Annotated in this window: 13 protein-coding genes and 2 pseudogenes; 11 read left to right on the top strand and 4 right to left on the bottom strand. The window is 48.1% G+C overall.

Features of this window, described 5'->3' with window-relative positions:
• Positions 1 to 191 precede the first annotated feature (191 nt).
• The 10 genes and pseudogenes from ACFQ88_RS09560 to ACFQ88_RS09605 all read left to right on the top strand — a co-directional run bounded on the left by ACFQ88_RS09560 (position 192) and on the right by ACFQ88_RS09605 (position 9,423).
• Entirely contained in the window at positions 192 to 1,373 is a 1,182-nt protein-coding gene (locus tag ACFQ88_RS09560; protein ID WP_379453941.1) for an acyltransferase family protein, read from the top strand.
• Between the two features lie 391 nt (positions 1,374 to 1,764).
• Positions 1,765 to 2,475 carry a PadR family transcriptional regulator gene (locus ACFQ88_RS09565; protein WP_379453942.1) on the top strand — a complete coding sequence of 237 codons (711 nt, stop codon included), beginning with the start codon at positions 1,765 to 1,767 and terminating at the stop codon, positions 2,473 to 2,475.
• Between the two features lie 37 nt (positions 2,476 to 2,512).
• The gene (locus ACFQ88_RS09570) at positions 2,513 to 2,941 is read left to right on the top strand and encodes an NUDIX hydrolase (RefSeq protein ID WP_239633252.1); all 429 of its coding nucleotides are present in this window, start codon (positions 2,513 to 2,515) and stop codon (positions 2,939 to 2,941) included.
• A 286-nt stretch (positions 2,942 to 3,227) separates the two neighbouring features.
• Positions 3,228 to 3,530 (top strand): annotated as a pseudogene (locus tag ACFQ88_RS09575) (AAA family ATPase); the annotation flags it as partial.
• A 378-nt stretch (positions 3,531 to 3,908) separates the two neighbouring features.
• Positions 3,909 to 5,249, top strand: coding sequence for a hypothetical protein (locus ACFQ88_RS09580; RefSeq protein WP_379454378.1), 1,341 nt, complete (start codon positions 3,909 to 3,911; stop codon positions 5,247 to 5,249).
• Between the two features lie 139 nt (positions 5,250 to 5,388).
• Entirely contained in the window at positions 5,389 to 6,516 is a 1,128-nt protein-coding gene (locus ACFQ88_RS09585) for a stalk domain-containing protein (RefSeq protein ID WP_379453943.1), read from the top strand.
• A 238-nt stretch (positions 6,517 to 6,754) separates the two neighbouring features.
• Positions 6,755 to 7,252 carry a VOC family protein gene (locus ACFQ88_RS09590; RefSeq protein WP_379453944.1) on the top strand — a complete coding sequence of 166 codons (498 nt, stop codon included), beginning with the start codon at positions 6,755 to 6,757 and terminating at the stop codon, positions 7,250 to 7,252.
• Positions 7,253 to 7,288: 36 nt separating this feature from the next.
• The gene (gene purM, locus ACFQ88_RS09595; protein ID WP_379453945.1) at positions 7,289 to 8,332 is read left to right on the top strand and encodes a phosphoribosylformylglycinamidine cyclo-ligase; all 1,044 of its coding nucleotides are present in this window, start codon (positions 7,289 to 7,291) and stop codon (positions 8,330 to 8,332) included.
• Between the two features lie 62 nt (positions 8,333 to 8,394).
• Complete coding sequence (locus ACFQ88_RS09600) at positions 8,395 to 8,571, top strand: hypothetical protein (protein ID WP_379453946.1); 177 nt, start codon at positions 8,395 to 8,397, stop codon at positions 8,569 to 8,571.
• 222 nt (positions 8,572 to 8,793) lie between these two features.
• Positions 8,794 to 9,423, top strand: coding sequence for a LysE family translocator (locus ACFQ88_RS09605; protein WP_379453947.1), 630 nt, complete (start codon positions 8,794 to 8,796; stop codon positions 9,421 to 9,423).
• Between the two features lie 94 nt (positions 9,424 to 9,517).
• Here ACFQ88_RS09605 and ACFQ88_RS09610 read toward each other — a convergent pair whose 3' ends face one another.
• The 3 genes and pseudogenes from ACFQ88_RS09610 to ACFQ88_RS09620 form a co-directional block, all read right to left on the bottom strand.
• Positions 9,518 to 10,162: a peptide-methionine (S)-S-oxide reductase gene (locus ACFQ88_RS09610; RefSeq protein WP_379453948.1), complete on the bottom strand. Its 645-nt coding sequence runs from the start codon at positions 10,160 to 10,162 to the stop codon at positions 9,518 to 9,520.
• A gap of 172 nt (positions 10,163 to 10,334) precedes the next feature.
• Positions 10,335 to 10,583 (bottom strand): annotated as a pseudogene (locus tag ACFQ88_RS09615) (SDR family oxidoreductase); the annotation flags it as partial.
• Between the two features lie 83 nt (positions 10,584 to 10,666).
• On the bottom strand, positions 10,667 to 11,533 hold the full coding sequence (locus ACFQ88_RS09620) for an AraC family transcriptional regulator (protein WP_379453949.1): 867 nt from the start codon (positions 11,531 to 11,533) through the stop codon (positions 10,667 to 10,669).
• Positions 11,534 to 11,854: 321 nt separating this feature from the next.
• Here ACFQ88_RS09620 and ACFQ88_RS09625 point away from each other — a divergent pair, with 321 nt between their 5' ends.
• A complete protein-coding gene (locus tag ACFQ88_RS09625) occupies positions 11,855 to 13,690 on the top strand; it encodes a UbiD family decarboxylase (protein WP_379453950.1) in 1,836 nt (611 codons plus the stop codon).
• An 84-nt stretch (positions 13,691 to 13,774) separates the two neighbouring features.
• On the opposite strand, the gene ACFQ88_RS09630 is transcribed toward ACFQ88_RS09625, so the two are convergent.
• Entirely contained in the window at positions 13,775 to 14,299 is a 525-nt protein-coding gene (locus tag ACFQ88_RS09630) for an SRPBCC family protein (RefSeq protein ID WP_379453951.1), read from the bottom strand.
• Between the last annotated feature and the right edge of the window lie 423 nt (positions 14,300 to 14,722).

Consider the following 14,722-nt stretch of genomic DNA (forward strand, 5'->3'; position numbering starts at 1 on the left):
TATTTGCTGCTGCAAGTTGTGCGTTTTATCGAACTGTGGTGTGGAAATAATAAATTGCTGTCAAAGAGAGCTTGCAGTATCTACAATAAAATGACAGTATCCGAGCTTTTAATGCAATAAACATATTGCAATTATGTTATTTGTTGGATATTCTTTATAAAGAACGTTTTTGGGAAGTGGAGTTGTTTAGTATGAGATATGATGAATTGGATTCGATAAGAGGTCTTGCGGCTACATCAGTATTGTTAGCGCATATATCCATAATACTGCCTGACGTATATTTTTTTGAGAAATTTAAGAATACACCACTCCACATATTCTGGTTTGGGCATGAGTCGGTAATCCTGTTTTTTATTTTAAGTGGATTTGTTTTATCTTTGCCTTATATAAATAATAAACAGCTGAGGTACGGGGATTATCTTATTCGCAGATTTTGCAGGATTTATATCCCTAGCATGGTTTCGGTTCTAATTGCGTTGTGTATTTTGTCTCTGTATTCGGGAAGACTGGAAGGGCTTAGTGATTGGTTTAACGGGTTGTGGGTTCATACACCGACCTTTTATACAATGCTGAATAATATATTCCTCTTAGGCGGTATGGATAATAAGTCGGTTAATCCCGTATTATGGTCGCTCGTGCATGAAGTGAGAATATCGATATTGTTTCCGTTTATCATGTTTATCCTTGTAAGGACAGCAATGAAAACTAATTTCATAATGATGCTTTGCATTCCGTTGGCATATCTTGGAATGGCTATAATTGGACTTAAAGGGTTTGGGTTCGATTACACAATGTATATAAGTGGCTATTCTTCGTATATCATGACACCGTATTACATTGGCTTTTTTATCCTAGGCGCTTGGCTGGCAATGAATAGGGAAGCCATACGTATGAGGATCATAAATCTTTCCAGCGCATTAAAAATGCTGTTATTGGCAGCTGGTCTTATAGCCTATTCGTATGATTGGATTGTCTTGCCTGGTGTTGATGTAATCCATAATTTCGTATTAAACGACTGGGCAGCTGCACTGGGTGGTTCTATTTTCATAGTTCTCGCTCTGAACTCAAAAACATTAGGAAATGTGCTTACATTTAGGCCGGTCCATTTCGTCGGGAAAATTTCATACAGTCTGTACCTCTATCACATGGTTATACTTCTCACGCTAATATATATATTCCATAATAAATGGAGCATGTCCCTTGTGCTAAGCATAGGATTCGTGCTGTCATTTGTTGTGGCCGGTGTTATGTATTATGCAGTTGAAGTTCCCGCAGTTAAGGTAGGAAGGCTGCTTACTAAGAAATCTTCAGGTTCAGGTAATAGAGATGAAAAGATGGCAAGAGAAAAAGGGAGCTATATACAAACCAATTGAGGACACGATCATATACCGCAAACCGCGTTTTATTGGTCGATAGAGTGTTGTATTCTTAGAATATTTTACTTATAGTGAAAATGGAAAGTCCGATATAATGATCCTCGAAACTGCAGACCCGGCCCCCAAGGAAATTATTCGTTTTGAATTTAAAGACGAAGCCGTTATTAATAACATCAGGATAAAACGTAACGGTGTCTTTATGTATTACAATATTGAGGACCTTCAAAAAAGCCGGAGTTATAAAATAATAGAACATAAGCTTGGAAAGAATCGTATAGAGCCAGTCTATGCGGTTCTTTCGTTTTTCCCGTATTTTTCAAAAAACATGTTGACCAATACGATATATCGTAATATTATAACGATATATCGTATTGAGGAGTGATCATACATGAGATTTTATCAAGATCGTCATAAAGAACGTAGACGTTTTGGTCGTGAGTATGCATTTCAGGAGATGTTTTTGAGGCACCGTCATGGCGGTTCGCGGGGGGGCTTTGGCGAACGGGGCGAAGGGAGAAGGCGGTTTTTTGAGCGCGGGGAGTTCAAATTCGCTCTGCTTGAGCTGCTCGCTTCCGAGCCTATGCACGGCTATCAGCTGATCAAGGCGATGGAGGACAAAACCGGCGGCTTGTATTCGCCGAGCGCAGGCTCCATCTACCCGAATTTGCAGCTGCTCGACGACATGAAGCTAATAAGCTACAGCGAGACCGACGGTAAGAAGCTGTACCATATTACGGATGAGGGACGAGAGGCTCTTCGCGAAAGGGAAGAGGCGGCGAAGCAACGGACAGAAGGCCGTTGGGAGCGTCACGGACGGTACCGGCAGCTTGACGGCAGATCCGGGAAGATGGCTTTGCGCAGCTTTATAAAGGAGAAGTCCGATCTCATTTATTTGATGGCGAGAGCAGCGGAGGCGGCACAGGCCAACCCTGCATCCGAACAGGCAGCCAAATATCATGAGCTGTTGGCCCAATTTCAAAACGGCTTGAATGATATTTTGTCTGCCGCCCCCGATTCCCATTCCGCCTCAGATGAAACCGTGACGCCGTTACCGGAAGAAAACGACTTGACGACGGACGACAAGAAAGATGGCGAATAAGGCGCTGAATAAGGAAATATAAGGAGATCATCGGCTCATGCAAGGATATAACGTGATAATGATCTACAATAAAGAGTTGGACCGGCTACTTATGTGCCGACGATTAAAGGATCCTTATAAAGGATTAAGCAATTTGGTCGGCGGCAAAATCGAGAGCGGCGAAACGGGGATGGAAGCCGCCTACCGGGAACTGTTCGAGGAAACGGGCATTTCCCGGAAGGATGTTCATTTGCATCATATCATGGATTTTAAATACTATTTGCAGCATTGCTATGTGGAAGTGTATGCCGGCAAACTGCAGCATGACGTCCCGGTATCCGGAGATGAAAATGAACTGTACTGGTCGGATTTGAATCAAGATTTTTTTGACATGACTAGGTATGCCGGTGAAGGAAATATAGGACATATGCTTGAACAAGTGAAGCTGAGCGGCATTCTAACGGATCCGACACTTACGGTCAACTAGAGACACTGCACGAGGCTGCCGGGATCCGGCAGCCTCGATGTGCTGCATAGGTACTTTCCTTGATTTTGTGCGTAATCTCAGGGACAAAATGTAATGTCGGTATTGGACCACTCCCTATCATAATACTCTCATTATTCTCTCAAAAAAACGAAATTGTATCATATCGTATGGCGTATAATGTTTTCAACTGATACTCTGAAGGAGTCGGTAGCCGATGGTGTCAAACAAGGAGATGCTACGATCGGATAGAGCTTATTTTGTCGGGCGGGCACAAGAATTGGATATCATGCATAAACACGCAGAAGGCGGTTTTGTGTGGCGGTGGCTTCATATTTTCGGTCAAAGCGGCATGGGGAAATCGACCCTTCTGCGCCGGTTCCTGTCAGAAACGGAGGAGGGCCGCTGTTATTATATTGATGGAAGCAAAGTCATTCAGCAGAAAGAAACCATTCTGGATCAATTAGCGGTACAGCTTGTGAAAGCCGGAGTAATAAATAAAATACAGCATTGCGATTCAGACTTAATTGCTCAATGCATAAACCGGCTTTCACGTTCATTACGCGGCCATATAGTCCTCTTAATCGATTCATTCGATGATCGGCATGCAATAGAGCATTGGTTCCTGCAATGGATCAACACATTGGATGTATCGATCCGTATCGTCACGATCGGTCGAAACACTCTCACGGGAGGCTGGCTTCGTTCCGGCTGGGTGGATTCCACTCATACGATTCAATTGCAGGCGCTAACTGCTATTGAGGTGGAACGATATGCCAAGCTGAGGGGAATATCCAAACCGGCCGATCAAACCAAGCTTTTCCGATTTTCCAGAGGGATACCGCTTGCCATGGTCTTAGCTGCAGAAACGATACTCAAAGGCGGTACATCCATGCAGTTCGATCGAGAGGAAACCTATCGTCTCGTTTCGGTATTGATGCAGGAATTGCTTCAAGGGTTACCGGCATACATGCAGCGAATTCTTGAAGCCGCTTCCGTTTATTGGCGTTTTAATGAAGAGAGGCTCTCGGCAATAATGGAGACGGATCTGGAGCCGGATTCATTCCGGCAGTTTGTCAGCATGCCGTTCGTCATGATGAAGGAAGACGGCTGGATGCTTCATGACGCTGTAAGAGCATGGATGCTGGAGGATTTCGCCCTTCGGAAACCAATCGCTTACGAAACGATGCGGCGCAATGCGCTGCAGCAAATTCGCAGTGAAGAACGACTGCATCCGCAACGGCGGTTCGAGCTGCAAATTGATAAAATGAGCCTCCACGAGAACCCGATCGTTCGGGCAATCTGTTACTCAGGACATCCGGACGGCGAGATCGAGTTACGCCCATGCCGGGAATGTGACTTGCCTGTTCTGCGCAGTCTCTATATCCAATTTTATCGATACTCGTCACCTGCAACTGAAGAAGAGCTGCCAATGCTAAATCTGCTGCAGGATATTTGGGCAGCTGATCCTGCTTCCTTCGTTACAATATGGAAAGAGGATGAACTTATTGCCTTTTTCGGGGAAGTTCCATTACATGACAGGATGCTCAAAGTGCTGTGCAAGGAACCTTTGCTCAAACCTTTCTTAAATGGTTGGGAGCCCATTCCTAATGCATATTTATTCGCTCTCATTGGAATTAAACCGGAGCTCGAAGGAAATACCCGCGCTTATATTACCAACACACTGATGAAGCACTTTACGCGCGCCGAGTGGATCTTGGATTTTACTTGCTTGATGGAATGGTTTCCTGTATTTGAGCTTTGCGGATTCGAAAGAGTCCCTTGGGCAGATGCAACTTCCGCTATGGGAACGGAGTATCGTGCGTTTGTCCTTGATCTTAGACAAGAAGATTTTGTTGCAAAGCTTGACCGTTCCGTAAACCGGGTTACTAATGCGCAAACTTCGGCACCACCGATAACCAAGCAGGACATTCAGGAACTTAAAAACGTCTTAAAGCATTGGTCCCTTCTCCCGAGAAATCCGGCACTATCTCAATCGTACGCTCGTTTATTTCCTCATCGTGTTATGAAAGGCTTATCCGCTGAGGGGGCCGGCTATGCTGCACAAAGGGATTTGGAGGAGGCAATCCGTGGACTGGCGGAAGGCGATGAAAATGAGGAGATGCTCGGCAAACTGTTATCCAGTCTCTATTTAGAGAGAATTAGGCCGCACGAACGTGTGGCCAAACAATTGAATGTGTCGACAGCCACTTATTATAGACACTTAAACAAGGCTTTGGATTTGCTATACCAATTATTAGAAAGCGGGGGAAAGGATAATGAAAAGGAGCATCCCCGGAGGATGTCATAATGAAATGATGCACTACGGCAAGTAAAGCAGACCCGGTGGATCTGAAGCATTAAGCGAAACGCCCCCGTTAAAGGTGCAAAAAGCATCAGCTTGGTGTGCAGTTCATTCCCGTATCTTTTGGAACAAGGAGGGACCCATCATGACAACCAAGAGGTTTTCTCGATCCCTGAAAATTATCGTGTGCGCATTTCTCTTGTTAACGCTGATTCCGCAAGCTCTCTTTTCTGCTGAAAAGACTATAAACATCTACTTTAACGGAGAGCTGCTCTATTTTGACAATGCTCAGCCGGTATTGAAGGACGGAAGGACGCTCGTGCCCTTTCGCAAGCTTTTCGAAACATTGGGATTTGCGGTAAAATGGGTCGACACCGGCAGCCTGCGGCAGGCGATTGGAACAAAAGACGGCCTCGAAATCGAGCTAACCATTAACGACAACAACGCGAAAGTAAATGGCAAGAGCATTCTCTTGGATGTACCGGCGCAAATGATTCAAGACAGCACGATGGTACCGCTTCGCTTCGTATCGGAGAACAGCGGTTATCAGGTCACTTTTACCGACAGCAGCAGCGCTTCGGAGATTCAAATCCGATCCGCAGGTGCAGCGGATGAGGCTCCGGCCCCAGCTCCTAACACCGATGATGTCGAGCCTTACGTAGTCAAAGGTCGTGTTGTTGATACACAAGGCCGCCCGATCCAGGGTGCAGAAGTATTTGCGGATAACCAGCTGCTTTATAATAGCAACTTAAACGCGGTTACCGATGCAAACGGTTATTATCGAATAGATCTGCCGCTCTTAGCCACCACTTGGAGGATGGGAGGTTCTCACAGCGTAAATTCGTACAAAATCGATTTGACGCCTGAGGTCGATGCGGCTTTTGCAGGAAATACAGGGGCTATTCGTAATTTTACCTTGCAGGCGGAAACCGTTTATGGAGAGCTCTATCTTTACATTGCCTTAGACGATTTCGTTAAAGGTTATATGGAAAATAATGTAGAGCTAACTCTTACTCCTATCGATTCATCCATGGGTGGCAGCGGCCAGGTCATTACCAAATACGGCTACAATTTTCCGGGCGGGTTCGGTATGAATGATGTGCCGCTCGGCAAGTACAAGGTGACTGCCCGATATGCTCCTCCCGGCGAGAAGCCGCTACAAATGCTTGTAAGTGTTCGAAACAAAGGAAAGTACGCCGATAGCGTAGAATTCGAATTCAGTCCTCTCGTGCCAGGGATTTATCAAGCCGAGATTGAAGTAAAAATGCCGTAAGAACGGTTATGAGTGACGAAACCGAATGTACAAAAATAACATAGACAGGAAGTTATGTTTCACAAAAAGAGGGGCTAATTTAAGGGTATGCGCCGAATGGGTCTTTTTCACCGAATTCGCTCGAGTTCCTGTTGCAACGATTTTCTGGAAATAAAAAGGAATTATTTAACATCGGGCGTATTGTATATAGGTAATCCTTTTTATGGAAAAAAGATATTATCCTAAGGAGACGGGCATCATGAAAATTAGCGCCCAAGGCGTGTCAGAGGTTGTATTGGAAGTGAAGGATATGGATCGGGCGATCGATTTCTGGTCCGGCCAGCTGGGGTTTCCCATCGTTCAACAATGGGGGTATAGCGAGGGGCAATTTACGGAGGATGCGGGAACCATTTGGGCGACATGGCTGTATGTAGGCGGGCCTACAAGATTAGGCTTATGGCTGCCGAGGGATTTTGATCAGCAGCAGCTAGCGGAGAAGGCTTCCTCCATCTCTTCATGGAACGGGCTTTTTGACGAGGGAGGTATTCATGTTCATTTGGCGTTATACGTTGGCATCGATGAAATGGAGAAGTCGATTCAAGTGCTTAAGAGTAATGAAATTAATATGAAAATAATAGAAAGGGGAAGTCACCGAAGGGTTTATTTTAAAGACACGGAAGAGAATGTGATCGAGTTGTACACTTTATCTATGAAAGAGGATTATGAATACAGGCTGGAGCAAGGGTTATTGAAGTGAGCAACCGTTCGTTAAACATAGGAGGCGATCGTTAAAATGAACAAGGATAAGCTGACATACGCTGGAAGCGGGATTAATATCGACGATACCGATGCCGTCAAGCAAACGATGGCCAAAAGCTTGGAGACCAACGACAGCAGAGTATTGAATTCGCTGGGGGCTTTCGCTTCCCTGTACGATTTTAAATTTCCCGAGTACGAGCACCCGGTGCTGGTTATGAAAACGGAGGAGCCGGGGTCGAAGCAAAAGCTGGCTTTTCAGCATGGCTGGATCCGCTCGATTTGCTACGATATGGTCAATCATTTGATCAACGATATTATCGTCATGGGGGCCAAGCCTTTGGCGGTGCAGGATGCGATTATTTGCGGGGCTGTGGACAAAGAGATCATCGGCGAAATCGTCGATGCCGTGTCGGCGGCTTGCAAGGAGCAGGATTGTGTACTTACAGGCGGTGAGACATCCATTCAGCCAGGTGTTCTGGAAAAAGGCTCCTACATCCTCACGTCGAGCATCGTAGGCGTTGTCGATAAAGCCAGGATCATTGACGGCTCAGCCATACGTAAGGGAGATGCGGTGGTGGCTGTTGCCTCCAATGGAATTCATACGAACGGATATACTCTCGTCCGGGCCATTATGGACAAATATCCTGAAATAATGGATAAGCAGGTAGGAGAAGAGAGCTTCCTGGATGCCATTATGAAGCCGCATTTATGCTACTACAAGTCTATCCGGGATTTGTTCGGATCGGACGTTTTACACGGGATGGCCCATATTACCGGAGGGGGGATCGAGGGCAACTTAAACCGCATTATACCCGAGCAGCTGGACGCTTTTATCGATTTGTCCCGATTGGACATTTTGCCGATATTCAAGCTGCTTCATCAAGTGGGTGATGTCGATGAACGAGAGATGCTGCGCACCTTTAATATGGGAGCGGGATTACTCCTCGTTGTCGATCCGTCAGCTGTCGAAACGACTGTGGAGCATTTGGCAAAGCACGGACTGTCAAGCTATGTCATCGGGGAAATAGCAGAAGGGAATAGGCAGGTCGTGTTCCAAGGTCAGCTGCAGTGGGGGTAGGCAGGGCGAATAATTAACTATAGGCGTTCTCTCCAAACCAATCGCGGCGGAAGCATGATAAATTGGAATCATCAAGCTTAAGCGAGGAAACGATCTTGAAAGAAACAGCGGCCTCGTTACATGAATACATGAACGCTCTTGTGCATCTCGGCTATTTCAACGGGGCAGTGCTGGTTGCCCAAAATGACCGAGTCTCCATAATAGCCGCCGCCTATAGGGAGGGGATGCAAGATGACTAATCTGTCAGCAGAAGAAGCTTTGAAAAATGACGATTGTAATATCCGATAAGACTGCGGAAGTCGTCTATCTCATCGACCAAAACGGCATATCATTAGAAAAGTAAGGAGGGCACCTCACAAAGCACACCGATACAAGCGGTAAACAGATTGACGCGGAGCGGGCCTCATGATGTATAATGATTCAAACCTTTGCTGCAGGTTAGCATGGAGAGGAGTCATGGGATGGTCAGTGGGGGTACTTTGATTGCATTTGCGCTTGTCTCGCTCGGAATGGTGTGTTCTCCGGGTCCGAATATGATTTACCTGATTTCCCGGTCCATTACGCAAGGACGTACCGCCGGATTCATTTCGCTGCTTGGCGTTATTCTTGGATTCATCGTTTATATTTGTGCGACCATGCTGGGTCTTTCCGCGATTTTTCTCACGGTTCCGTACGTTTATGAAGCGATCAAATGGGCGGGCGCAGCCTATTTGCTTTGGCTCGCATGGAACGCGATCAAGCCGGGTGCAGCCTCCCTGTGGACACCCCGCGAGCTGACCGCCGAGCCGGCGAAGAAGCTGTTTCTCATGGGCTTCATGACGAATTTGCTCAATCCGAAAATCGCGGTGCTTTATGTGTCGCTTCTGCCCCAGTTCGTCGATCCGGATCGGGGCTCGGTGTTAGGACAAAGCGCAATACTCGGTTTGACGCAAATTGCCGTCAGCTTTACCGTTAACTTGATTATTGTTTTAGTGGCAAGCAGAGTCGCCGCATGGTTCACCACGCGTCCGACCTGGCTTAAGGTTCAGCGCTGGCTGATGGCAGGAGTGCTGACCGGCCTTGCGGCTCGTCTTGCATTTGACCGCAGATAGAGGCGCGTCTGCAGAAGTGGGTACATAGCGGTGGAACGACGGGTTTGGATAACCGCCGGGAGCTTGCTGCCGCTATACGTATTCCTGCGTACTCCTACCATTTGATTTGCCGGATTAGGCGAATGAGTTGTCCCCGTTCCTCCTCCTCGATAGGCCACGCCTCAATCTCCTCGACGATTCGCGTCAGGTTAACATATCCTTTTGCAACACCGTTTAAGCGAGCTGCCAACGTTGAATTCACCAGATCCTCATGGGACGGATAGAGGGTGGATAGCTTCCCGTAGGCGTCCGGGAAACGTTTCAAATAATATTTCTGATGCCTGTCCTCAGCTCTATAAAACCGCACAAAAGGAGCGACCTCCGTGTCAGGCCGGTCATTCCCCAGCTGCTCCCGATGCTGCAGGACATTCCGGATCACTCCCAACTGCATCTCATCGCGGTACAGCAGGATAGAACGGTACTGCCTGCCTTTGTAATCGTTAATATTTTGCGGATTATGGTTGTCCCAAAATACATTTACTATAGAATCCAATGACACAATCTCCGGGTCAAAATCCATTTCGACCGTCTCCGAATGGTCTCCCAGCTGATGGTAGGTCGGGTCGGCAGTCGTCCCTCCGGCGTATCCAACGCGCGTTCTCACTATGCCAGCCATATGCCCGAACAACGCGTCCGGACTCCAAAAGCACCCCATTCCCAGCGTAACCGTTTGAATGTTCTCTTGATTCAATGAGGTCACCTCCGACATCCATCATACCATTTCAAGCCTGGTTTATGAAAAAAGTGGCGATATCGATGCGCAGGCAGGTAAAGACGAGCCTCCCGCCGACTGAAGTCCTTGATGGATCAGGTACAACGGGAGGTTTTCTTCATGGAATTTAAAGACGAGTCCCGCCGCTCGTATCAATCCATTAACCGGTCACCCAACGGCTGTCCGAAGAGGCAAGAAAGCCGGCGATATCCGCCACATCTTCCGGTTCTCCCCATCGGTTGAAGGCTGAAAGACCGGCAACATAGTTTTGCTCGTCAGGATCCTGCAGCGTTGGTGCATTCATCTCTGTATTAATGAAGCCGGAGAAAATAGCGTTCACCGTAATATTACGGGGACCAAGATGTTGAACCAAGACACTTGTAAGTGTGTTCACTGCCCCTTTGTGAATGAACGTAAATAAAGCCTGCTGATCTCAATCAACAGGCTGAACGATAGAGTTTTCAGGCGAACCTCAGCATCCGGCTTGTCCTGTTATTTCTTAATGACAGGAATCCAAACCTCGCATTGGTAATCTTCCGATGTCGTATCTCCGGAAGGGTATACCTCCATCTCAGGCAGTCCGGCATGCTCATAGCCCGTAGCGGGGAACCATTCCTGGAAAATTCGCTGAAACACGCTCTGGATGGATCCCGGAATCGGTCCGACGCATGGAAAGACCGCCCAGGTCGAAGCCGGGATGGTTCTTGTCTCAAAGCCATCTGCATGGACACCTGGCTTCATTTCGCCTGCGATCATATAAGTGATATCCTCCGTATCAGGCTTCATATCCAGACAGAGTCCGAGCAATGCCTCATTTGCCCCCATAGAGCTGATCTGGGCAAGCGTGCCGTTGATCGTACTGTCCGCCCAGAACTTCGGAATGAGACGGGAATGTTCATTATCCCGGCAAGTCATTGTAAGCGATCGGCCGGCGACGGTAAAGGCCTCTTTTTCTACAATACGATAATCCATGTCTTTATCTCCCTTCAAGGATAGATGAAAGGAAATGCGGGGAAACGCCTTCAGGCTGACACCCGGGCTTCGGGCCTCCGACGGTGAAATGCCATGGATTTTCCGAAACGCCTTGGAGAAGGACTCGGGAGAATCGTAGCCGTATTTCAGCGCGATATCCAGCACTTTGGAGGATGACATCGCCAATTCCTGGGCGGCCAATGTCAGCTTGCGTTTTCGCGTGTATTCCGCAACTGTCATCCCGGTCAGCATATGAAACATCCGTTGAAAATGAAACGGAGACGAGTGGGCCGCTTTGGCGATTTGCTCGATATCCAGCCGTTCCTCCATTTTGTTCTCCATAAGGTCAATAGCTTCTTTCATCCGGATAAGCCATTCCAACCGCATAACCTCCTTTCTTGTATTCATCGTAACATGGATGCAGCGGGTGAGCCTGTCATTGCGTGCTTTCTTGTAACAGGTTAACTATGTGCATCATTATACCCAATAGCTTGTACGGAGAGATAGTCTAGGTTAGATAGTAGAAGATAGGCCCGAGCAATCCGATGATTAGGCCGGCTGCAAGAGGAACCTTTCTTTTCATGACGTTCTCCCGTATTTGTGACTCTATTTCGGCTGCGTTTTTTCGAATGTCCGCCTGCGTTTGACAACGGCTTGGAATTCGGTTTAACTTAGAAACAGCAAACTCTGGAGATTGGAGTTATTCTTATGTATCGTAATTTGGAAGAATGCATCGTCGATCTGGAAGCGAACGGTCATTTGGTCCGTATTCGTGAAGAAGTCGACCCTTATCTGGAAATGGCCGCGATTCATTTGCGGGTTTACGAGGCCGGCGGACCGGCGCTGCTGTTTGAAAATGTGAAAGGCTCGAAATTTCGGACCGTCTCCAATTTGTTCGGCACGATAGAGCGCAGCAAATTTATATTCCGCGAAACGTGGGAAGCCGCGCAGAACGTCATCGCACTGCGCAACGATCCTATGAAAGCGTTGAAAAATCCGTTCAAGCATATAGGAGCCGGGTTGACGGCATGGAACGCGCTGCCTATGAAAACCTCGGACAGCACACCGGTAGCTCTGCAAGAAATCAGCATCTCCGATTTGCCGCTCATCCAGCATTGGCCGATGGACGGAGGAGCCTTCGTCACGCTCCCCCAGGTTTATTCGGAAGATCCGGACAAGCCCGGAATTATGAACTCCAACCTGGGCATGTACCGCGTCCAGCTGAACGGCAATGATTACGAGCTGAATAAAGAGGTCGGGATTCATTATCAAATCCACCGCGGGATCGGCATTCACCAGGACAAAGCGAACAAAAAGGGCATGCCGTTAAAAGTAAGCATCTTCATAGGCGGGCCCCCGTCCCATACGTTGTCGGCCGTCATGCCGCTGCCGGAAGGCTTAAGCGAGATGACCTTTGCCGGAATGCTGGCGGGACGCCGTTTCCGCTACAGCTATATCGACGGCTTCTGCATCAGCAACGATGCCGATTTCGTAATCACCGGCGAGATTCATACGAACGATACGAAGCCGGAAGGGCCTTTTGGCGATCATCTGGGCTATTACAGTTTGACTCATCCTTTTCCGGTGATGAAAATTCATAAAGTGTACGCGAAGCCGAACGCCATCTGGCCGTTTACCGTCGTTGGCCGTCCGCCGCAGGAGGACACGTCCTTCGGCGAGCTTATCCACGAGCTGACGGGTGATGCGATCAAGCAGGAAATCCCAGGCGTCAAGGAAGTTCATGCCGTCGATGCCGCAGGCGTTCATCCGCTGCTGTTCGCCATTGGCAGCGAACGGTACACGCCGTACCAGCAAGTGAAGCAGCCGACCGAAATGCTGACGATTGCCAACCGGATATTGGGTACAGGCCAGCTGAGTCTGGCTAAATATTTGTTCATTACGGCGGAAGAGCATCGCCCGTTAACGACGCATGACGAAGTCGATTTTCTGACCTATATTTTGGAGCGGATTGATTTGCGCCGCGACATTCATTTTTATACGAATACGACCATCGATACGCTGGATTATTCGGGGACCGGGTTAAATAGCGGGAGCAAGGTCGTATTCGCGGCGTATGGCGACACGAAGAGAGAGCTGTGCAAGCAGGTCCCTGATGAGCTGAAGGAAATCCGCGGCTATGAGAATGCCAGATTGGTCATGCCGGGCGTCGTGGCTATTCAAGGTCCTGATTTTGCAAGCTACGCGGAAGCGGAGCGGGAAATGCAGAGCTTCTGCGAGGCTATCCGGGCGAAGGGACCGATCTCGTCCTGCCCGATGATCGTCCTGTGCGACAATAGCTCTTTTGTAAGTGCCAGCCTCAGCAATTTTCTATGGGTCACATTCACACGAAGCAACCCGTCCCATGACATTTACGGGGTGAACAGCGGCTATGAATTCAAGCATTGGGCTTGCGATAATGTAATTATTGACGCTCGGACCAAACCGCATCAAGCACCGCCGTTAATACCGGATCCTGAGGTAGAGAAGAAGATTGAGCGTCTATTTGCCAAAGGGGCTAATCTTGGAGAAGTGAAGCTGGGGTAAACAAGCCGAAGAGCATAACAGCTAACAAAGTGAGAAAAGCCATCGCTCGAGTGTGAACTCAGGCGATGGCTTTGTTGTACAGCCTTATAGGACGCGGGCCAAGTAATCGGCCAACTGGTCGAACGTCCCACTGAAGCCTTGCTTCATGGAGTCGAAGCCGGCTGCGTAAGTGCGGCGCTCTTCCTCTGTCGCATGAATAGGTTCTCCGCGCAGCGTGACCGTTGTTATGCCGTCGCTTTCGGAAAGCGTCAACGTGTACAATGTTTCGAGCGGCCAGGTTTCATGGCCTTCGAATGGGGCGCGAATCGTGTTGCCTTCCGGGTCCGAGAACGAGTTCACGTATACAATACGTTCCGGCGCTTCGATCTCGCGATAGACGAATTTGGCCCACATTTCAAAGCCGTCGGGCGATTTCATGCTGTAATGGAATATTCCGCCCGGACGAAGGTCCAATTGGGAGACTCCGAGATCAAAGCCAGTCGGTCCCCACCATTGCTTCAAATGCTCAGGCTCGGTCCATAATTGGAACACAAGCTCGCGGGGAGCGCGAAACTCACGCGTGATGACCAGCTCAGGCTTCTCAGCATCCGTAATAAAGTTCGTTATCATCAATCATCCCTCCATATGATGGTCGTTTAAAATTCACAGAGTTAATGCCGATGGGCAGCGGGTAGAATCGGGTTGAGTCGCAACCATTCCGGCTTCCTAAGGTACGAAGGCTTGGACTCTTATTGCCAATAACAGGTTAAGCTTAAGGGAAGAATGATGGGTACGTAAAAAGCTGCACCGGTTCCAAGCACCGTTAGAATGCCTGATGTGTGGATCGGACCGTAGATCCGTTATTTCGGAAAAAATGCAGCAAACATAACAGTCAGCGGACCACAGTTCCGCTATTTGACGAAAATCAGCCACACAAGGCGCAAAAATGACCGAATAACGGATGTGGTGTCCGATGCGTGCCAAACAGTGTTATTGCCCAATCGGCTGTGGTGTCCGATTCTTCCGAAAACATACATCATATTCTCTAAACAG

This window comes from Paenibacillus sp. NPDC056579 (assembly GCF_042793215.1).
Classification (GTDB): Bacteria; Bacillota; Bacilli; order Paenibacillales; family NBRC-103111; genus Paenibacillus_S.